At 70.4% G+C, this 20961-nt stretch carries 20 protein-coding genes and 2 riboswitches; of the genes, 12 read left to right on the top strand and 8 right to left on the bottom strand.

Translation table 11 applies throughout. From position 1 onward, the window contains the following. Positions 1-22 precede the first annotated feature (22 nt). Positions 23-2284 carry a glycogen debranching protein GlgX gene (glgX, locus tag ACKTSN_RS14840; protein ID WP_409469567.1) on the bottom strand — a complete coding sequence of 754 codons (2262 nt, stop codon included), beginning with the start codon at positions 2282-2284 and terminating at the stop codon, positions 23-25. Between the two features lie 152 nt (positions 2285-2436). Here glgX and ACKTSN_RS14835 point away from each other — a divergent pair, with 152 nt between their 5' ends. From ACKTSN_RS14835 to ACKTSN_RS14820, 4 genes are all read left to right on the top strand, one after another. Then, complete coding sequence (locus ACKTSN_RS14835; RefSeq protein WP_409469566.1) at positions 2437-3678, top strand: L,D-transpeptidase; 1242 nt, start codon at positions 2437-2439, stop codon at positions 3676-3678. Between the two features lie 188 nt (positions 3679-3866). Continuing rightward, positions 3867-5114 (top strand): L,D-transpeptidase, encoded by a 1248-nt coding sequence (locus tag ACKTSN_RS14830; protein ID WP_409469565.1) that lies wholly within the window; start codon positions 3867-3869, stop codon positions 5112-5114. A gap of 89 nt (positions 5115-5203) precedes the next feature. Beyond that, positions 5204-5971, top strand: coding sequence for an enoyl-CoA hydratase/isomerase family protein (locus ACKTSN_RS14825; RefSeq protein WP_409469564.1), 768 nt, complete (start codon positions 5204-5206; stop codon positions 5969-5971). Positions 5972-6267: 296 nt separating this feature from the next. Further along, entirely contained in the window at positions 6268-6771 is a 504-nt protein-coding gene (locus ACKTSN_RS14820; protein WP_409469563.1) for an ATP-binding protein, read from the top strand. Between the two features lie 13 nt (positions 6772-6784). On the opposite strand, the gene ACKTSN_RS14815 is transcribed toward ACKTSN_RS14820, so the two are convergent. Next, the gene (locus tag ACKTSN_RS14815; RefSeq protein WP_409469562.1) at positions 6785-7423 is read right to left on the bottom strand and encodes a GNAT family N-acetyltransferase; all 639 of its coding nucleotides are present in this window, start codon (positions 7421-7423) and stop codon (positions 6785-6787) included. Between the two features lie 55 nt (positions 7424-7478). Between ACKTSN_RS14815 and ACKTSN_RS14810 the strand changes: the two genes are divergently transcribed. Beyond that, complete coding sequence (locus ACKTSN_RS14810; protein ID WP_409469561.1) at positions 7479-8393, top strand: MerR family transcriptional regulator; 915 nt, start codon at positions 7479-7481, stop codon at positions 8391-8393. A gap of 50 nt (positions 8394-8443) precedes the next feature. Further along, on the top strand, positions 8444-8656 hold the full coding sequence (locus tag ACKTSN_RS14805) for an EF-hand domain-containing protein (RefSeq protein WP_224734314.1): 213 nt from the start codon (positions 8444-8446) through the stop codon (positions 8654-8656). A 93-nt stretch (positions 8657-8749) separates the two neighbouring features. On the opposite strand, the gene ACKTSN_RS14800 is transcribed toward ACKTSN_RS14805, so the two are convergent. Next, on the bottom strand, positions 8750-9670 hold the full coding sequence (locus ACKTSN_RS14800) for an AraC family transcriptional regulator (RefSeq protein ID WP_409469560.1): 921 nt from the start codon (positions 9668-9670) through the stop codon (positions 8750-8752). A gap of 102 nt (positions 9671-9772) precedes the next feature. Here ACKTSN_RS14800 and ACKTSN_RS14795 point away from each other — a divergent pair, with 102 nt between their 5' ends. The 3 genes from ACKTSN_RS14795 to ACKTSN_RS14785 all read left to right on the top strand — a co-directional run bounded on the left by ACKTSN_RS14795 (position 9773) and on the right by ACKTSN_RS14785 (position 12655). Next, positions 9773-10765 (top strand): zinc-dependent alcohol dehydrogenase family protein, encoded by a 993-nt coding sequence (locus tag ACKTSN_RS14795; protein WP_409469559.1) that lies wholly within the window; start codon positions 9773-9775, stop codon positions 10763-10765. Between the two features lie 103 nt (positions 10766-10868). Beyond that, positions 10869-11531: an NADPH-dependent F420 reductase gene (locus tag ACKTSN_RS14790; protein WP_409469558.1), complete on the top strand. Its 663-nt coding sequence runs from the start codon at positions 10869-10871 to the stop codon at positions 11529-11531. A gap of 821 nt (positions 11532-12352) precedes the next feature. Then, entirely contained in the window at positions 12353-12655 is a 303-nt protein-coding gene (locus ACKTSN_RS14785) for an endonuclease domain-containing protein (protein WP_409469557.1), read from the top strand. Positions 12656-12662: 7 nt separating this feature from the next. On the opposite strand, the gene ACKTSN_RS14780 is transcribed toward ACKTSN_RS14785, so the two are convergent. From ACKTSN_RS14780 to gcvT, 5 genes are all read right to left on the bottom strand, one after another. Then, positions 12663-13220, bottom strand: a complete 558-nt coding sequence (locus tag ACKTSN_RS14780; protein WP_409469556.1) for a glycoside hydrolase family 25 protein — start codon at positions 13218-13220, stop codon at positions 12663-12665. Between the two features lie 76 nt (positions 13221-13296). After that, positions 13297-14664 (bottom strand): L-serine ammonia-lyase, encoded by a 1368-nt coding sequence (locus ACKTSN_RS14775; RefSeq protein WP_409469555.1) that lies wholly within the window; start codon positions 14662-14664, stop codon positions 13297-13299. Positions 14665-14747: 83 nt separating this feature from the next. Beyond that, on the bottom strand, positions 14748-16010 hold the full coding sequence (gene glyA / locus ACKTSN_RS14770; RefSeq protein WP_409469554.1) for a serine hydroxymethyltransferase: 1263 nt from the start codon (positions 16008-16010) through the stop codon (positions 14748-14750). A gap of 14 nt (positions 16011-16024) precedes the next feature. Beyond that, positions 16025-16402, bottom strand: coding sequence for a glycine cleavage system protein GcvH (gene gcvH / locus ACKTSN_RS14765; RefSeq protein ID WP_129800467.1), 378 nt, complete (start codon positions 16400-16402; stop codon positions 16025-16027). A 108-nt stretch (positions 16403-16510) separates the two neighbouring features. Further along, positions 16511-17629, bottom strand: coding sequence for a glycine cleavage system aminomethyltransferase GcvT (gene gcvT / locus ACKTSN_RS14760; RefSeq protein ID WP_409469553.1), 1119 nt, complete (start codon positions 17627-17629; stop codon positions 16511-16513). Between the two features lie 34 nt (positions 17630-17663). Next, positions 17664-17772: riboswitch (glycine riboswitch) on the bottom strand. Beyond that, positions 17773-17872, bottom strand: a riboswitch (glycine riboswitch). A gap of 243 nt (positions 17873-18115) precedes the next feature. On the opposite strand from gcvT, the gene ACKTSN_RS14755 reads away from it, so the two are divergent. The 3 genes from ACKTSN_RS14755 to ACKTSN_RS14745 all read left to right on the top strand — a co-directional run bounded on the left by ACKTSN_RS14755 (position 18116) and on the right by ACKTSN_RS14745 (position 20643). After that, entirely contained in the window at positions 18116-18784 is a 669-nt protein-coding gene (locus ACKTSN_RS14755; protein WP_409469552.1) for an AAA family ATPase, read from the top strand. Positions 18785-18852: 68 nt separating this feature from the next. Continuing rightward, positions 18853-19659 carry an enhanced serine sensitivity protein SseB gene (locus ACKTSN_RS14750; RefSeq protein ID WP_409469551.1) on the top strand — a complete coding sequence of 269 codons (807 nt, stop codon included), beginning with the start codon at positions 18853-18855 and terminating at the stop codon, positions 19657-19659. Between the two features lie 183 nt (positions 19660-19842). Continuing rightward, complete coding sequence (locus ACKTSN_RS14745) at positions 19843-20643, top strand: enhanced serine sensitivity protein SseB C-terminal domain-containing protein (RefSeq protein WP_409469550.1); 801 nt, start codon at positions 19843-19845, stop codon at positions 20641-20643. The last annotated feature ends 318 nt before the right edge of the window (positions 20644-20961 follow it).

The following is a 20961-nucleotide window of genomic DNA, read 5'->3' as shown; positions in this document are numbered from 1 at the left end:
AACCCACCTTCGCCCAACAGCCTCAACCCACCTTCAGCAACAGCACCGCCCGCGCCGGCACCGTGATCGTCGCCCCCGCCCGGTGCACCACGCCCGGTTCCTCGCCCTGCTCCTCCCGCGAGGTGTCGACGACCACCTCGTAGTACTCCGCCCAGGGCGGCCCCGGCAGTACGAAGCTCACCGGCCGCTCCCTGGCGTGCAGCACGGCCAGGAAGCTGTCGTCGAGGATCGGCGCCCCCCGCTCGTCGCGCCCCGGGATGTCCCGCCCGGACAGATACATGCCGAGCGTGGCCGCGGGCGCGTACCAGTCCCGTTCCGTCATCTCCGTGCCCCGCGGGGTGAACCAGGCCAGGTCCCTGAGCCCGTCCGCGGAGTGCGCGCGTCCGGAGAAGAACGCCCGCCGGCGCAGTACGGGATGCCGGTGCCGCAGCTCGATCAGCCGGGAGGTCAGCTCGAACAGGGCCTTCCAGCCGGGGTCTTCCAGCAGTCCCCAGTCCAGCCAGCTGATCTCGTTGTCCTGGCAGTACGCGTTGTTGTTGCCGCGCTGGGTCCGCCCCAGCTCGTCGCCCGCGACCAGCATCGGTACGCCGGTCGACAGCAGCAGTGTGGTCAGCAGGTTCCTCAACTGGCGCCGCCTGAGCGCCCGTATCCGCTCGTCGTCGGTCTCGCCCTCGACCCCGCAGTTCCACGCCCGGTTGTCGTCCGAGCCGTCCCGGTTGCCCTCGCCGTTCGCCTCGTTGTGCTTGCGCTCGTACGACACGAGGTCCCGGAGGGTGAAACCGTCGTGCGCGGTGATGAAGTTGACCGAGGCGTACGGCCGCCTGCCGCCCCATGCGTACAGGTCGCTCGACCCCGACAGCCGGTAGCCCATCTCCCGGACGTCCGGCAGCGCGTGCCGCCAGAAGTCCCGTACGGCGTTGCGGTAGCGGTCGTTCCACTCCGTCCACAGCGGGGGGAAGGCGCCCACCTGGTAGCCGCCGGAGCCGACGTCCCAGGGTTCGGCGATCAGCTTCACCCGGCGCAGCACGGGGTCCTGCGCGATGACCGCGAGGAACGGCGACAGCATGTCGACGTCGTGCATGGAGCGGGCCAGCGCGGCCGCCAGGTCGAACCGGAAGCCGTCCACGCCCATCTCGGCCACCCAGTAGCGCAGCGAGTCCGTGATCAGACGCAGCACGTGCGGCTGGACGACGTGCAGGGTGTTGCCGCAGCCGGTGTAGTCGGCGTAGCGGCGGGCGTCGGACTGCAGGCGGTAGTAGCCGCGGTTGTCGATGCCCTTCAGGGACAGCGTCGGGCCCAGCTCGCCCGCCTCCGCGGTGTGGTTGTAGACGACGTCGAGGATGACCTCGATGCCGGCCGAATGCAGGGCGCGCACCATGCGCTTGAACTCGCCGACCTGCTGGCCGCGCGTGCCGGAGGCGGCGTACGCGGCGTGCGGGGCGAAATAGCCGATCGAGTTGTACCCCCAGTAGTTCCTCAGGCCGCGGCGCAGCAGATGGTCCTCGTGGGCGAACTGGTGGACGGGCAGCAACTCGACCGCCGTGACGCCCAGCTTCGTGAGGTGCTCGATGGCAGCGGGGTGGGCCAGGCCCGCGTAGGTGCCCCGCAGTTCCTCGGGGATGCCGGGGTGCAGTCGGGTGAATCCGCGCACGTGCAGTTCGTAGATCACCGAGTCAGCCCACGGCGTCTTGGGGCGGCGGTCGTCCATCCATTCGTCGTCGGGCGCGTCGTCGTGGACCACCACGCCCTTGGGGACGTACGGCGCCGAGTCCCGTTCGTCGCGCACGGTGTCCGCGACCTGCTGCTGCGGCCAGTCGCGGACGTGCCCGTACACCTCGGGTGACAAGCCGAACGCGGCGTAGTCGCCGTCCACCGCGCGCGCGTACGGGTCGAGCAGCAGCTTCGCCGGGTTCCAGCGGCCGCCGGTCCACGGATCCCAGCGGCCGTGCACCCGATAGCCGTACCGCTGCCCCGGCATGACTCCCGGCACGAAGCCGTGCCAGATCTCGTGCGTCAGCTCGGTGAGGCGGTGCCGGCGCTCGGTGGTCTCACCGCCCTCCTCGTCGAACAGACACAGCTCGACCGCCTCCGCCCCGCCCGCCCACAGCGCGAAGTTGGTGCCCGCCACCCCGTCCGGGCCGACCCGGAAACGGGCCCCCAGAGGCGTCGGCGCACCCGGCCACACGGGCACCCTGCGCTGCACGCCGTTCACGGCGGCGGCCGGGCCCTGCTGTCCGGCGGCGCCTTGCTCCGCCACCGCCTCCTGCTCGGCTGCGCTGGACACCTGTCAGCCTCCCACGGCTCATGGAACGACTGGCGAAAAGGGCAGCGGTGTCCCTCCGCATCCCCCCGTCGTGTCGTCCTCCCCACTGTTCTGCCCAGAGCTTGGCTCGCACTCACGTTTCCCCAGGGCGGGCCCGATCGTTGGGCATGTTTGTGAGGCACGTACATGGGCGCGCGCGGCGCGCGAGGGCCGTACTGGCCGCCGTACTGACATGGGCTGGACTGCTGACGGGAGCCGCCGGCTGCACTTCGGGCGGCCTGAGCGGGCTCGGCACGCTCGGCAAACCCCCGACGCCCGAGCACGTCATCAGCATCTCGCCGGACGACGGCAGCAAGGGCGTCCGCCCCGACGAGACGCTGTCCGTACGGGTGCCCGGCGGGCGCCTGGAATCGGTCGACGTCGTCAAGTCCCAGGACGCCCAGGAGACCCCGGTGCCCGGCCGCATCTCCGCGGATGGCCGGCGCTGGACACCCGACGACAAGAAACTCGCGCTGGCCGCCGAGTACACGGTCCATGCGGTCGCCCGGGACTCCGACGGCCGCCGCTCGGCCCGGCACGCCACCTTCACGACGTACGTCCCCGAGGAACGCTTCATCGCGTACGTCACCCCGGAGAACCGCGCCACGGTCGGCACCGGCATGATCGTCTCCCTGGAGTTCAACCGGGAGATCGACAACCGCGCCGCCGTCGAACGCGCCGTCCACGTCAGCGCGAAACCGGCCGTCGAGATCCGCCCCCACTGGTTCGGCAAGGGCCGCCTCGACTTCCGCCCCGAGAAGTACTGGAGCCCCGGCACCCAGGTCACCGTCGCGCTCCGCCTCAGGGACGTCGAGGGCGCGCCCGGCGTCTACGGCGTGCAGTACAAGACGGTCACCTTCACCGTCGGCCGCAGCCAGTACTCACTCGTCGACGCGGCCGAACACACCATGGAGGTCAGCCGGGACGGCGAGCTGCTCGGCACGGTGCCGATCAGCGCCGGGGCACCGAAGACGACGACGTACAACGGCAAGATGGTGGTCACCGAGATGCACGAGATGACCCGGATGAACGGCGCCACCGTCGGCTTCCGCAAGCCCGACGGCAAGAGCGAGTACGACATCCCGGACGTCCCGCACGCCATGCGGCTCACCGACTCCGGCACCTTCCTGCACGGCAACTACTGGTCGCCGGCCGACGTCTTCGGCCGGACCAACGTCAGCCACGGCTGTGTGGGGCTGCGCGATGTGAAGGGCGGCAGCTCGGACACGCCGGCGGGCTGGTTCTTCGACCGCACTCTCGTCGGGGACGTCGTCGAGATCGTCAACAGCAAGGACGACGTGGTCGCTCCCGACAACGGGCTCGGCGGCTGGAACATGGGATGGAATGCGTGGAAAGCGGGCAGTGCTGTGAAGTGACCCTTCGGCACGGCGGCTTGGCGGTCGCACAGGTTGTCGATGTTGGGACGGAACGGTGACACTCGTGCGGCACCGACCCCCCTGGTCATGTGGTTAATATGCGCCGTGCGCGCGGGACGCGCGGGGGAGGCGGGTCCGACGAGGCCCGCACGAGGGCCCGGTCCGGGGCCCGTTGAGGGGAGAACAACTTGAACGTGCGACCGATATCGGGGGCTTCGGTTGACGCGCGCGGGGGGCGCGGACGCAGGCGGCTGCCGGCGTTGATCGCCGGCGCGCTGCTGCTGGCCGTGACGGCGTGCGGCGGCTCGGACTCGGGCTCAGGAGCCGCGTCCGGTGGCGGAAAGGGCAAGGGGGCCGCCACGACCGAGAGCAAGCAGTCCGAGGCGGCCGTCACCATAGCCCCCGAGGACGGCGCCAAGTCCGTCGACACCAGCGGTGCCCTCAAGGTCACCGCAGCCAAGGGCAAGCTGACCGAGGTCGTCGTCAAGGACGCCAAGGGCACCGAGATAGCCGGCGAGATATCCAAGGACGGCGCCACCTGGACGCCGTCCACCCACCTGGCCTCCGCCACCAAGTACCAGGTGCACGCGGTCGCCGAGGACTCCGCCGGCCGGGAGAGCGCCGAGGACTCCGGCTTCACCACCCTGACGCCGCAGAACACGTTCATCGGCCACTTCACCCCCGAGGACGGCTCCACGGTCGGCGTCGGAATGCCCTTCTCCCTGAACTTCACCCGGGGCATCACCAACCCCGAGGACGTCGAGAAGGCGATAAAGATAAAGACCGAGCCGGCCGTCGAGGTCGAGGGCCACTGGTTCGGCAACGACCGCCTCGACTTCCGGCCCGAGAAGTACTGGAAGGCCGGCACCAAGGTCACCGTCGACCTCAATCTGAACGGCGTCGAGGGCCGCCCCGGCGTCTACGGCGAGCAGGCCAAGACCGTCTCCTTCACCATCGGCCGCAACCAGGTCTCCGTCGTCGACGCCAAGAAGCTCACGATGAAGGTCATGCGGGACGGCAAGGTCGTCAAGACCATCCCGGTCACCACCGGCAAGGCGGGCATGGAGACCTGGAACGGCCAGATGGTCATCAGCGAGAAGCACGTGGTGACCCGGATGAACGGCGAGACGGTCGGCTACGGCGGCGAGTACGACATCAAGGACGTCCCGCACGCCCTGCGCCTGACCACCTCCGGCACCTTCCTGCACGGCAACTACTGGGCCGGCGGCGCCTTCGGCAGCTACAACGCCAGCCACGGCTGCATCGGCCTGCGGGATGTGCGCGGCGGCTGGGACAAGGGTGCGCCGGCGGCCTGGTTCTTCAACAACTCGATGCTCGGCGACGTGGTCGTCGTCAAGAACTCCAACGACCGGACCGTGGACCCGGACAACGGGCTCAACGGCTGGAACATGTCGTGGGAGAAGTGGAAGGCGTAGCGGCTTCGGCAGACGGCTTCGGTGGACGGCCCCGGTGTGACGTATGGCACCGGGGCCGGTTGCCGTTAGTCCCCGTTAACCTGACCTGCATGACCGTGAATCTCGAAGTCGCCGAAGGCGTCGGCACCCTCCGTATCGACCGCCCGCCCATGAACGCGCTGGACGTCGCGACACAGGACCGGCTCAAGGAACTCGCCGAAGAGGCCGCGCGCCGCGAGGACGTGCGCGCCGTGGTCGTGTACGGCGGCGAGAAGGTGTTCGCGGCCGGCGCGGACATCAAGGAGATGCAGGCCATGGACCACACCGCGATGGTCCTGCGCGCCCGTGCACTGCAGGACTCCTTCACCGCCGTCGCCCGCATCCCCAAGCCGGTCGTCGCCGCCGTCACCGGCTACGCGCTCGGCGGCGGCTGCGAACTCGCCCTCTGCGCGGACTACCGCATCGCCGCCGACAACGCCAAGCTGGGCCAGCCGGAGATCCTGCTCGGCCTGATCCCCGGTGCCGGCGGCACCCAGCGGCTGGCCCGGCTGGTCGGCCCGTCGAAGGCCAAGGACCTGATCTTCACCGGCCGGATGGTCAAGGCCGACGAGGCACTGACGCTGGGCCTGGTGGACCGTGTGGTCCCGGCGGCCGAGGTCTACGAGACGGCGCACGCATGGGCGGCGAAGCTGGCGCAGGGTCCGGCGCTCGCGCTGCGCGCGGCGAAGGAGTCGGTCGACACGGGCCTGGAGACCGACATCGAGACCGGACTCGCCGTCGAACGGAACTGGTTCGCCGGGCTGTTCGCGACGGAGGACCGGGAGCGCGGGATGCGCAGCTTCGTGGAGGAGGGGCCGGGCAAGGCGAAGTTCCTCTGAGTTCCTCCCGAACTCGCTGGGGAAACGCCTCTGAAGCATTTGCAATTGACGCGGTGTCTGATCCGGTTCCCTCGATGGGGCGGTTTATGGAAGCCTTAAGGCACCTTTAAGCCTGCCTTGTCGAGGGAGCCGGTCCTTTGCCATCAGCCGACCCTTCTTCGCAGGTCGGAGGAGCTGTCAGCGGCCCCGAACTGCCAGCGGCATATGCCGACCGGATCGCCCGGAATGAGGTGTTCCGGGGGGCGTATTCCTCGGGAACGGCCCCGGAGGCCGTGCCGGGCGGCCATGATGGGGGCATGGCGGGGCTCGAGGGCATCGAACAGCCGCAGGGACGCGGCCGTGCGGCCGTGGCGCGCTGGTCGCCCGCGGTCGAGGACGAACGGGCGCTCAAGGCGATCGAGTTGTTCGGCAACCCGACAAAGGCGGAGGTTCCGCTGCCGTCCCGTCCGGAGTCCGCGGCCACCGCGCGCCGGCTCGCCCAGGTGGTGGTTCTGCGCCACTGGGGCCTGCCCCCGAAGGTGACCGAGGACGCCGTCTTACTGGTCTCGGAACTCGTCGGCAATGCCGTACGGCACACCGGCGCCCGGGTCTTCGGCCTCCGTATGCGCCGCCGGCCCGGCTGGATCCGCATCGAGGTACGCGACCCGTCCCGGGGGCTGCCCTGTCTGATGCCGGTCCAGGAGATGGACGTCAGCGGCCGGGGGCTCGACCTGGTCGACAAGCTGTCCGACCGCTGGGGCGTCGACCTGCTGCCCCGGGGGAAGACGACATGGTTCGAGATGCGAGTGGTGGACCGCTGAGAGCGCAGCCGCGTCAACGAGTGAGGAACAGCGCCTCCGACCCCACCGGACGGTAACCGGCCGCCTGGAACGCCCGCAGGCTACGGGCGTTGCCCGCCGACACCTGGGCCCACACGGGCTCGCCCCCGGACAGCTGCCGGGCCGCCGCCGCCAGTTGTCGCCCCAGCCCTCGATGGCGTACCGCCTCCGCCACCTCCACCGCGACCTCCAGCCGCCCGGCGATCCCCCGCCCCAGGACGAGCACACCGCCGTCCGCCGCCCACACCCGCACGTCGTCACGCCGCCTGCGGGAACTGACGACCCGGGGATGGCCGGGGTCGGCGATCTCCGTCAGGGCGAGGGACGGTCCGCCCGGGAGCGGTGAACCGACGGTCATCACGTCGATGGTGTCCGTCCCACGCCCCGTACGCTCCATGAAGGCCGCATGGAACCGCGCGTTCATGGTCGCGGCGAGCCCGTCGCAGTCGACGGCGGCCAGCGTGGCCCGTACCCAGTCCGGGTCCTCGTCCGTGAAGACGACGGAGTGCGCCGTGAAGGCGAGGACACCGGCGTCCCGGGGAGAGGGCTGGGGCACGATCGTGGTGCCGCCGTCCGCGGGCGGGAAGACGCCCCGCGCCGCCGCGTCCAGAATGTCCCGCAGAGTCTCCGCCACGAACGCGCCCCCGCTCCTTGAGTCTCCACCCACTGGAAGGCCCAGACTCGCAGACGTGATCGACAACGACACCGCACTTTTCACCATCGGCGAGCTGGCCCGGGCGACCGGGCTGACGGTCCGCACCATCCGCTACTGGTCCGACGAGGGCGTCCTGCCCCCGGTGACGCGTTCCGCGGGCGGCTACCGGCTGTACGACGCCGGGTCCGTCGCCCGCCTCGAACTGATCCGCACCCTGCGTGAGCTGGGCCTCGGCCTGGACGACGTCCGCAAGGTGCTGGCCGGCGAGCGGACGGTGGCGGAGGTCGCCGCGGCGCACGTGGCGGCGCTGGACGCGCAGATCCGCTCGCTCAAGGTGACCCGTGCGGTGCTGTCGACCGTGGCGCGACGCGGCTCGACCGCAGAGGAGATGACACTGATGAACAAGCTGGCACGGCTGTCGGCCGCCGAGCGGGGACGGATCGTCGAGGACTTCATGGCGGAGATCTTCGAGGGCCTCGACGCGGCCGACCCCGACATCCGCACCAGGCTGCGGTTCGCGGCAGCGGAGCTGCCCGACGACCCGACCCCCGAGCAGGTCGACGCATGGGTCGAGCTCGCCGAGCTGATCCAGGACCCGGACTTCCGGGCACTGATGCGCAGGATGGTCGAGTTCAACGCGGCCGACCGCGGACCGGAGATCCCGGCGGGCACATCCCTGTGGTTCATGAGCCGCCTGGTGCAGCTTGCCGGGGAGGCGCTGCGCCAGGGCATCTCCCCGGATGCCCCGGAGGCCGACGACGTCCTGCGCGGCCTGCTCGGCAACGCCGACCGGGCCGCCGTACTGGACCGCCTGACGGCGGCGTCGAACGCGCGGATCGCCCGGTACCGCGAACTCTCGGCCCTCGTGAACGGCCTCGAAGCCCAGCCCACGTACGAGGAGGAGTTCTCGTGGGTGGTCGCCGCGTTGCGCGCTCACCCGGACCGTTAATCTGACCTTCGTCAGCACAACGGACACAGCATGAGACGAGGGGCGAATCGGTGGCGGACATCGAGGAAGCGCGCAAGCAGTTCGAGCGGATCGACTCGGACGGTGACGGTGTGATCACCGCGGCCGAGTTCAAGACCGCTCTGGCGCAGGGGGGCGACTGGAACGTCACCGAGGCGGTCGCCGAGGCCGTCATCGCCAGCCGTGACCTCGACGGCGACAAGCACCTGTCGTTCGACGAGTTCTGGACGTACCTGAACAAGTGACGCGCGCATGGGGCGTCCCGGCCGGTCCTCGGTTGCGGGCGCCCCTTCGTCATGCCCGGCGCCGGATCTGTACGCTCCGCAGGATCCGCTCGCCTAGGAGACCCGCCGCCGATACTGTCCCGGTGCCAGCCCGAACTCCCGCTTGAAGGCCTTGGCGAAGGCGAACTCCGAGGTGTAGCCCGTGCGTTGGGCGACCAGCCGCAGCGGGGTGTCGTCCACGCGCAGCAGCCGGCTCGCCGTCGTCATGCGCCACCACGTCAGATACGTCAGCGGCGGCCGGCCCACCAGCGCGGCGAACCGGCCAGCGAAGGCAGCGCGGGACAGCCCGGCCCGAGCGGCGAGTTCGCTGACCGTCCAGGCATGTGCGGGGTCGGCGTGCAGGGCGCGCAGCGCTGCCGAGATCCCCGGATCGGCCAGCGCGGCCGCCCAGCCGGTCGGGTGCCCGGTGTCCCGGCCCTCCCCCTGCCACCACGCGCGCAGGAAGTAGAGCAGCAGCGTGTCGAGGAGCGAGGACACGATCGTGTCCGAGCCGGGCTGCGGCTCCGCCAGCTCCGCGCCCAGCAGCTCCACGGCCGCGCGCAGCAAGCGGTGCGCGCCGACCCGGGCGGGCAGGTGCACCACCTCGGGAAGCTCGGTGAGCAGCGGGTGTGCGCGGCTGCGGTCCAGCATGTAGGCGCCGCACAGGAGCACCGCGTCCGGCGTCGAGTCCCGCGCCGGAGCGGGCGGTTCGGGCCAGCGGCCGTCCGGGTCGAGTCGTACGTCCTCCAGCGGTGCGTCCAGCGAGCAGGCCAGGACGTGTCCGCGCCCGTGCGCCAGGAACGCCACGTCTCCCGGGCCCAGCGCGACCGGCTCGCCCCGCGGTGGGATCAGCCAGGCCGAGCCGCGCAGCACCACGTGGAAACCGGCGCCGCCCGAGCCCTCGAAACGCATGCCCCAGGGCGTCTGCAGCTCGCTGAGCACGGAGTGCGGCCGCCCGGTGCGCATCGCGGCGACCGCGTCGCTGAGCACGTCCATGTCCCCACGGTATCCGGCCGGTTGGGTACGGGAGACGGACGGACAGGAAACCGAGACTGCCGGGCATGGATCGTCTCCCGGCCGACTCCTGGCGTCGTTGGCATGACGATTTCCGCACGTGCAGTGCTCTTCCATGAAACCGGTGGCCCCGACGTCCTGTCCGTCGAGAAGGTCGAGCTGCCCGCGCCCGGGCCGGGCGAGGTCCTCGTCGCCGTGGAGGCGCTGGCGCTCAACCGTGCCGAGGCGCTCTTCCGCTCGGGCGACTACTTCTACCAGCCGACCCTGCCGGCCTCCCGCAACGGGTATGAAGCGGCGGGCCGCATCGAGGCGGTCGGCGCGGGCGTGACCACCTTCGCGCCGGGCGACCCGGTGCTCGCGGCGGCCAACTTCGAGCTGAGTGCCCACGGCGTTTACGGCGACCGGGTCCTGCTGCCGGAGACCTCGGTGGTCGCCCGCCCCGCCGACGTGGACGCGGTCACCGCGGCCGCGGTCTGGCTGACCTACTCGACGGCCTACGGCGCCCTCGTCGAGCGCGCGGGCCTGCGGGCCGGCGACCAGGTGCTGATCACCGGGGCGTCCAGCGGGGTGGGTACGGCCGCGCTCCAGGTGGTCCGCCGCGCCGGTGCCGTGCCGATCGCCACCACCCGCACCGAAGCCAAGCGGCGGCAGCTGCTCGACCTCGGCGCGGAGCACGTGATCGTCTCCGACGACGAGGACGTGATCAAGAAGACCCGTCGGCTGACCGGCGGGCGCGGTGCCGAGATCGTCCTGGACGCGATCGGCGGCGCCCACTTCGCCGCTCTGGGCGAGGCGGCCGTGGCGGACGGCACGCTGGTCAGCTACGGCTGGCTGAGCCTGCAGACCGCCCAGCTGCCCATGCAGTGGCCGCTGACCGTGCACGGCTACAACAACCTCGCCCTCACCGGCACCGCCGACGGCCGCCGCCGCGCCGCCCACTACATCGGCTCAGGCCTCACCGACGGCACCCTGCGACCCGTCGTCGCGGAGGTCTTCGACGGCCTCGACCGCGTCCGGGACGCCCATCGCCTGATGGACTCCGGTCGGCACACGGGCAAAATCGTCGTACGGGTCTGAGGGCGCCGGCCCGGATGGCGCAAGGCGGGGAATAGCTCATCCCGATCCGAGGTTGCTGATGCCCATCGGCAGAGCAGGAGCACCGACCCAGGAAGGCCCTGTCATGAAGATCGGCATCATCGGCGCCGGCAACATCGGCGGCAATCTCACCCGCCGGCTCACCGCCCTCGGCCACGACGTCTCCGTCGCCAACTCGCGCGGCCCGCACACGCTGACGGCACTGGCCGAGGAGACCGGAGCCACCCCCGTCCGTGTCGAGGAGGCGGCCCGCGGCGCCGAGATCGTGGTCATCACGGTCCCGGTGAAGGCGGTCCCCCACCTGCCGTCCGGCCTGCTCGACGGGGCCGCCGACGGGGTCGCCGTCATCGACACCGGCAACTACTACCCCAAGGAACGCGACGGCCGGATCGCCGGGATCGAGGACGAGGGACTCACCGAGAGCCGTTGGACGGAACGGCAGATCGGCCATCCCGTGATCAAGGCCTTCAACGGCACCTACGCCGAGGACATCCTGGAGCGCCCCCGCCCGGCCGGCGTTCCCGACCGCATGGCCCTTCCGGTCGCGGGCGACGACGCGGCCGCCAAGCGGGTCGTACGGGCACTGATCGACGAGCTGGGCTTCGACACGGTCGACGCCGGCGGCATCGACGACTCCTGGCGCCAGCAGCCCGACACCCCGGTGTACGGTCTGCGGGCCGGGGTCGAGGCGGTGACCAAGGCGCTGGAGGCGGCGAGCCCGGAACGCCCGGCGGCGTTCCGCGGCTGACCTCGGACGATCTCCAAGGCCGGTGCGGCCCGTCCGGCAGCTCGACCTTCACCGGGTCCCCGGGCCGCACCACGCCCCCGGTCACGACGATGCTCGTGATCCCGTTCTTGGCGCGCAGGGCCCCGTCCGACGACCTGCTTCATGAGCCCTTCTGGAAGCCGTCGATCTGCGCACAGGATCCTTCTCCAGTCGGAACCGGTGCTTCACCGTCGTCCCGGGGTGCACGTCCCCCTCCACTCCGAGCCCGGCGTGCAAGGTGATGCTCTCCCGGTTCGGTTTGGTGTTTGCCCAGGTGGAGTCGTTTCTGTGTGCGTAAGCGTGACCTCTGTGCGATTCCTTCGTTGATCGGATGGTGCGTCAACAGGACTTTGCTGTCGGGGGATTGAGTGAGGGTGTGCGAAGCGGGTGGGGACGGATGGGCCTGCGACAGGTCGTCCGACAGGTACCCACTGACAAATGGGCTGTGCAGGACGCACTACATGCAGCACCGGCGAGGGAGAGGGCTGGCACCCATCAATCGTGACCGTGCAACGGCTGATGGGCGTACATGTTCCTTCAGAGGAGGTGCGAGAGCGGTGTCTTCCGGAGGGTTCTGTACTGGTCACTATCAGCAGCAGAGCAAGGGGAAACCTCTCACGCCGCTGCGCGAGAAGAGGGGCAACGGTGCCGTACAGGCGATGGTCAAGCAGGGAATCGTCGAGTGTCGCAGATGCGGTGAGTACAAGCCCGTGTCGGAGTACTCGAAGCTCAATGCATCGGGCGTTCCGCGGCCGTAATGCAAGCCGTGCAACGCCGAGCACGTCCGCCTCGGGCACTACAACGTGAACAGGGAATTCGTCGATTTATTGCTGCAATTCCAGCAGGGAAAATATGCGGTCTGCGGCGTTGCCAACTCGGGGCAGAGGGCGATGGACATCGACCATGACCATGCGTGTTGCCCGGGGAGGCGAAGTTGTGGTGGGTGCGTGCGAGGCCTCCTCTGCAGCAACTGTAATTTCCATGCCCTGGGATGGTACGAAGCTCTGCCGGCCGAGCTTCGCACTTTCGACCTGTTGAACACCTACCTCGCGGACCCGCCCGCCGAGCGGCTCCGCGCGGAACCGGCGGCCCGTAGCGGGCAATGAGAGCGGGTCAGGCGTCGTCGGCCCACTTTCGTAGCGCGGCCTTGCTCGCGAAGTCGGCCACGTTCTTGTCGATCGGGTCGTCCGTGTACTGGTGGAAGCGCCACTTCGCCTTGATACGGGGCTTGCCCGCCGTCACATAGTCCGCGATCCAGAGGCCGTCGCCTGCATACGACGTCGTGTCGACGGTCAGCCAGTAGTTCCTGTTCGTGTACAGAATGACCCGGCGGTCCGGCCGCAGCTCCTTCACCTTCCTGATGAAGCGGTCCTTCTCCGCGTTGCTCGCATGCGTGCCGTCGCCCGTCGTCTCCCAGTCGACGGCGAGGATGTCGCCCGGTCGGTCCGGGGCCTTGCCGACGAAGTACTCGGCCTGGGCGGTGAGGTTGCCCGGCCAGAGGAAGTGGTAGAAGCCGACGACGAGTCCGGCGTCGCGGCCGCGCTTGGTCTGGGCGGACAGCTTGGGGTTGACGTACGAACGGCCCTCCGTCGCCTTGATGAAGACGAAGGAGAGCCCGTCGGTGTCGAAGGTGGAGGACTGGTACGAGCTGACGTCGATGCCGCGCAGCATGGGCGCTCCCTGGAGTGCCTGTGGGGGAAGGGAGTTGATGAGTCGATGATTCCCCTTTGCGGCGCGGGTGACGCGCTCAGCACTCGATGATGTTCACCGCCAGCCCGCCCCGGGCCGTCTCCTTGTACTTGACCGACATGTCCGCGCCGGTCTCCTTCATCGTCTTGATGACCTTGTCGAGGGAGACGTGGTGACGGCCGTCGCCGCGCATCGCCATGCGTGCCGCCGTGACGGCCTTGACCGCGGCCATGCCGTTGCGTTCGATGCAGGGGATCTGGACCAGGCCGCCGACGGGGTCGCAGGTGAGGCCGAGGTTGTGTTCCATGCCGATCTCGGCGGCGTTCTCGACCTGTTCGGGGCTGCCGCCGAGCACCTCGGCGAGCGCGCCCGCCGCCATGGAGCAGGCGGAGCCGACCTCGCCCTGGCAGCCGACCTCGGCGCCGGAGATGGAGGCGTTCTCCTTGAAGAGCATGCCGATGGCGCCCGCGGCGAGCAGGAAGCGGACCACGCCGTCCTCGTCGGCGCCCGGCACGAAGTTGATGTAGTAGTGCAGGACCGCGGGGATGATGCCCGCCGCGCCGTTGGTGGGGGCGGTGACGACCCGGCCGCCGGCCGCGTTCTCCTCGTTCACGGCCATCGCGTAGAGCGTGATCCACTCCATGGCGTGCGCCAACGGCTCGCCCTCCGCCCGGAGTTGGCGGGCGGAGACGGCGGCACGGCGGCGTACCTTCAGCCCGCCCGGCAGGATGCCCTCGCGGGACATGCCGCGCGACACGCACGCCTGCATCACCCGCCAGATCTCCAGCAGGCCCTCGCGGATCTCCTCCTCGGACCGCCAGGCGCGCTCGTTCTCCAGCATCAGGGAGGAGATGGACAGGCCCGTCTCCTTTGTCAGGCGCAGCAGTTCGTCGCCCGTGCGGAAGGGGTACTTCAGGACGGTGTCGTCGAGTTTGATGCGGTCCGCGCCCACGGCGTCCTCGTCGACGACGAATCCGCCGCCCACCGAGTAGTACGTCTTGGAGAGGAGTTCGGCACCGGCGGTGTCGTAGGCCCACAGGGTCATGCCGTTGGCGTGGTAGGGGAGGGTTTTACGGCGGTGCAGGACCAGGTCGTCGTCGTAGGCGAAGGCGATCTCGTGCTCGCCGAGGAGGCGGATCCGGCCCACGGACCTGATGTCCTCCACCCGCTGGTCGGCGGTCTCGACGTCGACGGTCCGCGGCGAGGCGCCCTCCAGGCCGAGGAGTACCGCCTTGGGTGTGCCGTGCCCGTGCCCGGTCGCGCCGAGGGAGCCGTACAGCTCGGCGCGTATCGAGGCGACCGAGTCCAGCAGGTCCTCGCCCCGCAGCCGGCGGGCGAACATGCGGGCCGCGCGCATGGGGCCCACGGTGTGGGAGCTGGACGGGCCGATGCCGATCGAGAACAGGTCGAAGACCGAGATGGCCACGGTGACTCCTCAGGAACAGGGGTGGAACAAGGTGCGGGGCACCGCGCTCACCTCCCAGTGTGCGCGGTGCCCCGGGAGGCGGGTTACTTCGTCAGGCCGGGGTACAGCGGGTGCTTCTCCGCGAGGGCGGCGACCCGGGCCTTCAGCGACGCCGCTTCGTAGGACGGCTTCAGCGTCTCGGCGATGACGTCCGCGACCTCGGCGAAGTCCTCGGTCGTGAAGCCGCGGGTGGCCAGCGCGGGCGTACCGATGCGCAGGCCGGACGTCACCATCGGCGGGCGCGGGTCGTTCGGGACGGCGTTGCGGTTGACCGTGATGCCGACCTCGTGGAGCCGGTCCTCGGCCTGCTGCCCGTCGAGCTCGGACTTGCGCAGGTCGACGAGGACCAGGTGGACGTCCGTACCGCCGGAGAGCACATCCACGCCCACGGCCTTCACGTCGTCCTTCACCAGGCGCTCGGCCAGGATGCGGGCGCCCTCCAGCGTCCGCATCTGCCGCTCCTTGAACTCCTCGGAGGCGGCGACCTTGAACGCCACCGCCTTCGCCGCGATCACATGCTCCAGTGGGCCGCCCTGCTGCCCCGGGAACACCGCCGAGTTGATCTTCTTGGCGAGGTCCTGGACGGACAGGATCACACCGCCGCGCGGGCCGCCCAGCGTCTTGTGGGTCGTGGTCGTGACCACGTGCGCGTGCGGCACCGGGTTCGGGTGCAGTCCGGCCGCGACCAGCCCGGCGAAGTGCGCCATGTCGACCATGAGGTACGCGCCGACCTCGTCCGCGATCCGGCGGAACGCGGCGAAGTCCAGCCGGCGCGGGTAGGCCGACCAGCCGGCGACGATCAGCTTCGGCTTGTGCTCCTTGGCGAGGCGCTCGACCTCGACCATGTCGACCACACCGGAGTCGTCGACGTGGTAGGGCACCACGTTGTACAGCTTGCCGGAGAAGTTGATCTTCATGCCGTGGGTCAGATGCCCGCCGTGCGCGAGGTTCAGACCCATGATCGTGTCGCCGGGCTTGAGCAGCGCGAACATCGCGGCCGCGTTGGCCTGCGCGCCCGAGTGCGGCTGCACGTTGGCGTGCTCGGCGCCGAACAGCTCCTTGATGCGGTCGATCGCGATCTGCTCGACCACGTCGACGTGCTCGCAGCCGCCGTAGTAGCGGCGGCCCGGGTAGCCCTCGGCGTACTTGTTGGTCAGGACCGAGCCCTGCGCCTCCATGACCGCGACCGGCGCGAAGTTCTCGGAGGCGATCATCTCGAGGGTGGACTGCTGACGGTGCAGCTCGGCGTCGACGGCGGCGGCCACCGCCGGGTCGAGCTCGTGCAGCGGGGTGTTCAGTACGGACATACGGCTACGACTCCTCAGCCGGCGGTGTGGGCGGCGTACTCGTCGGCGGAGAGCAGGTCGGCCGGCTCCTCGGCGACGCGCACCTTGAACAGCCAGCCGCCCTCGAAGGGGGCGGAGTTCACCAGGGACGGGTCGTTCACCACGTCCTCGTTGATCTCGGTGACCTCGCCGGAGACCGGGGAGTACAGGTCGCTGACCGACTTGGTCGACTCCAGCTCGCCGCAGGTCTCGCCCGCGGCCACCGTGGAGCCCACCTCGGGGAGCTGGGCGTAGACGACATCGCCGAGCGCGTTGGCCGCGAACTCCGTGATGCCGACCGTCGCGACGCCGTCCTCGACGGCCGACAGCCACTCGTGCTCCTTGCTGTAGCGCAGCTGCTGGGGGTTGCTCATGGCCTGAATTCTCCTGTATGCGAGGGAGTGCTGGTGAATGGGGGACTGCTGGAACTGCGGATGACCAGGCAATATGTGCCGAGCGTCACGCTGACGTGGGGCCGGTGGCTACTTCTGGCGCTTGTAGAAGGGCAGCGCCACGACCTCGTACGGCTCGTGGCTGCCCCGGATGTCCACGCCGACCCCGGGTGTGCCCGGCGCCGAGTGCGCGGCGTCGACGTACGCCATCGCGATCGGCCTGCCCAGCGTGGGGGAGGGGGCACCGGAGGTGACCTCACCGATCACCGCGCCGTCGGCGACCACGGCGTACCCGGCGCGCGGCACCCGGCGGCCCTCGGCGACCAGGCCGACCAGGACGCGCGGCGGCTCGGAAGCGGCACGCTCGGCGGCCTCGGCGAGGGCCGCACGCCCCACGAAGTCGCCCTCCTTGTCGAACTTCACGACCCGGCCGAGCCCGGCGTCGAAGGGCGTCAGCGAGGTCGACAGCTCGTGCCCGTACAGCGGCATGCCCGCCTCCAGGCGCAACGTGTCCCGGCAGGACAGCCCGCACGGGACCAGGCCGACGCACTGGCCGGCCTCGGTCAGCGCCTGCCACAGCGCGACGGCGTGCTCCGGCTGCACGAACAGCTCGAAGCCGTCCTCGCCGGTGTAGCCGGTGCGTGCGATCAGCGCGGGGACGCCGGCGACGGTGCCGGGCAGGCCGGCGTAGTACTTCAGCCCGTCGAGGTCGGCGTCGGTGAGCGACTTCAGGATGCCGGGGGCCTCCGGGCCCTGGACGGCGATCAGGGCGTACGCGTCCCGGTCGTCGCGGACGTCGGCGTCGAACCCGTCGGCCCGCTCGGTCAGCGCGTCGAGCACCACCTGGGCGTTCGAGGCGTTCGCCACGATCATGTACTCGGTCTCGGCGAGCCGGTAGACGATCAGGTCGTCGAGGATGCCGCCGTCCGCCCGGCAGATCATGGTGTAGCGGGCGCGGCCGACCTTGACGCCGCCGATGTTCCCGACCAGCGCGTAGTCCAGCAGGGCGGCGGCCTGCGGTCCGGTCACGGTGATCTCGCCCATGTGGGAGAGGTCGAAGAGCCCGGCCCGGTTACGCACGGCGAGGTGTTCGTCGCGCTCGGAGCCGTAGCGCAGGGGCATGTCCCAGCCGGCGAAGTCGGTCATCGTCGCGCCGAGCGAGCGATGCAGGGCATCGAGCGCGGTGCGGCGGAGTGCGGTACTGCTCATCGGTCGGTCTCCAAGGGCATGACGGGAAGGTCGTTCCTCCCCATCTGTCATCGGAACCTGAGAGGTTCGCCATGACCGTTTGTTGGTCCTGGCTTGCACCTTGGGTGGGGCCGCTGCACGCAGGGCCCGCTTTTCAGATGTGCCTCGCCCGCGCGGTAACGGGGCCTGAGAGATTCAAGGGAGGGACTTGCTCCTTCGGCGCCCCGACGGCAGTGCTGCCGGGGACTCTCCCGCGCGGATTCAAGCGGCCGGTATGCAGTTGGCGCGGCCATCATTGCATGCATCGGCCGGGTGCGGCAGGGTCACCTTGCCGGGCCTTTACCGGGCCCGCGAACAGCGGCCGCGCAGATTCCGCACAGCCGGGCGGGGCATGCTGTAGCAGCGCTGTTGCAGGAAGGGGACGGAAACAGGAGACATCGAGCATTACCTTCTCTTTACACTCGACGGGGATGGGACTCGTGAACCGCCCCAGGGAGGACGATCACGGTGAACAGGACCACGGCGTACGCCACCACCTCGGGCCTCGCGCTGCCCAAGCAGCCGACCACCCCGGCCAGGGAGGCGTGCGCTTCGCTGCCGTCACCCGTCGTCCGCGACCTGCGCGAGCGGGAGGGCCGCAGCCCGCATGCGCTGCTCTTCGGGCCCCGCGACCTCGTCGTGGTCACGGGCCTGCCCGGCAGCGGCAAGTCGACCCTGATGCGCAGGGCGGTGCGCGGACTGCGCGTCGACTCCCAGGACACCCGCGACCGCTGGGACGGCCGCATGCCCGCCCGGCTGCCGTACGCGGTCTACCGGCCCCTCGTCCGCCTCGCCCACTACGCCGGACTGCGCCGCACCCTGCGCACCGGCGAGGGAGTCGTCGTGCACGACTGCGGTACGCAGGCCTGGGTGCGCGCCTGGCTGGCCCGCGAGGCCCGCCGCCGCGGCGGCACACTGCACATGCTGCTGCTCGACGTCACCCCCGAGCAGGCCCTGGCCGGCCAGCGCGAGCGCGGCCGAGGGGTCTCGCGGTACGCGTTCCTGCGCCACCGCCGGGCCGCCGACCGCCTGGTGCGCCGCACGGAACGCGGTGACCTGCCGCACGGCTGCGGCGGCGCGGTCCTCCTCGACCGGGAGGCGGCGGACACCCTGCGCCGCATCGGCTTCGTGGGCTGAGGGGACCTGCTCGGTGCGGGGCGTTAGCCTTTCAGCCGCAGCAGAGGTACGGAGCAGGCGGTAGGCAGATGGACGACTTCCCGGCGGACTTCCCCCCGGACCTTTCCGGGGGTTTCCCGGCGCAGGCGCACCCCCATCCGCACGGCGGATGGCCCGGCAACGAGTTGGAGGAGGTGCTGTCGGCCTCCCTCGGCGTGCCCTCGGTCGGCGGCCGGATCGTCGAGGTGCTGGGCCGCAGCTTCGTGTGGGTACCGCTGCCGAACGGCGGCGGCCCGCACAGCGGCCCGCTCGACCTGCCCACGCTGGACATCGAGGGCCAGGCCTACGTGCCGGTCTTCAGCTCCGAGGAGCAGTTCCGGCAGGTCGTCGGCTCCCACATGTCGTACACCGTGGCCCCGGCCGTGGAGTTCGCCCGCGGCCTGCCCCCGCAGGCGGGCATCGTCGTCAACCCGGGCGGCGTGGTCGGCATCCCGTTGCCGCCGCCCGCCGTGGCCGAACTGTGCCGGGCCGGGCGCACCCCGCTCGACGGGCTCACGAGCGGCGGCCGCGTCCGCCTCTTCGAGCCCGACTGGCAGGACGACCCGGTCGACTTCCTCGCGGCGGCGTCTGCGGAGTTCGAGGGCATCGGCGTGGTCCTGACGGCCCGTCGCTGCCTGGCGGCGATCGAAACGGCGGACCCGGTGATGTTCGTAGGAGTCGAACTCTCCCAGCGGGAGGGCGATCTACGGGCAGCTCCCTTGGACGCGCTGGGCCGGGCGTTGGGCAAGGTCCCGATGAAGTGGCCGGTCAACCTGGTCCTCATGGACGTGGCGCAGGATCCGGTGGTCACCTGGCTGCGCGAGCGGGTGCGCCCCTTCTACCAACGGGGCCTCTAAAACTTCCCCGAGGGGCAGCCGGCCCAGGGGCGCGGGGCCGTGTCGACATGCGGCTCCGCCGCGTGGGCCCGACCAGCCCAGAACAACCCGCATCCGCAAGACGACACGGAGCCCCGAGCTGTTGGGCGGGCGGGCTTAAGCTAGGTGCTCGAACGAGGGCGTTGCACGAAGGGGCGGTAAAAGGTGAGCGCGAGCGGTACGGCCGCGGCCGGCCAGGTCGAGCACATGCTGCGCCAGGTGACGCCGGGGCGTTACGACGCCTACGAGGCACTGCTGCGCGCCCTCGCGACCCCGTCCTCCGGCCAGATCTGGATGCTGCTCTGGCACGGCCAGGCCGGCTCCCCGGACGCCCAGTACGGAAACATGGAGGTCGAGGGCTACGGCTACGCCCCGTGCGTCACCTCGGCCCAGGAGCTGTCGGCCAGCGGCTGGAACCGCTCCTATGAGGTCGTCGACGGAGTCGACGTCGCCCGCACCCTCTACCCCGACCACTACGGCCTCTGGCTGAACCCGCACGCCCCCGGCGGCGGCGTCGGCATCCCCTGGCTCGACCTGCGCCGGATCGCCACCGGCCTGGACCGACAGCCGGCGGGCCCGCTGCGACTGTCCGAACCCGGCATCCAGATTCCGCAGTTCTATGCCCTTTTGTCGCAGAACGCCCACCGCACCCCAGCCGTCCGCTCGTTGCGCCGCGCCTGGGTGCAGCCCTCGCTCGGGGCGCCGTATCTCGCCATCGGGCTGGATGTGTACGACACCTCGCCGCCCGCTGTCGACTCGGTGCGCGCGATGATGCAGCAGTCCATCGGCGCGGTCCCGGACGGGCTGCCGGTGTCGACCGTCGCGATGTCCGACGAGTACGACCCGGTCGCGATGTGGCTGCGCGCCAATGCCCGCCCCTTCTACGACCGTGAGGCACACACAGCCGCCCCGGTCCAGGCGCCGGCGGCCGGGTACGGCTTTCCGCCGGCCCAGGGACGGTACTGACCGGAACCAGCCCCTGGCGCTCCCGCGGTCCGTACCAGGGCTTCTTCTTCGCGCGTAGACAAGGGTAGAAAGGCGCCCCTTGTCCCAATTGCACAACTTGGTCCCCGTCCGCCCCCCGTTAACCGCTGTCCGGATAACGGAAAACCCAGAACAGCATCACGGTTGTGCATCCATTCACCGTCAAGTCTGGCGACAGATCGCCAAAGCGTTGAAGACTCCCCCTCCGGGGGTGTTCTTCCGCGTCTTCGTCCGGAGGGCGCCCCTGTGTGCGACGGATTGATCACGCCGCTACAGCGGCAAGTGCGGGCCGGCTACCGC

The organism is Streptomyces flavusporus, from assembly GCF_046267975.1.
GTDB lineage: Bacteria > Actinomycetota > Actinomycetes > Streptomycetales > Streptomycetaceae > Streptomyces > Streptomyces flavusporus.
The sequence above is the reverse complement of the archived record's forward strand: the minus strand, read 5'-3'. Positions and strand labels throughout refer to the sequence as shown.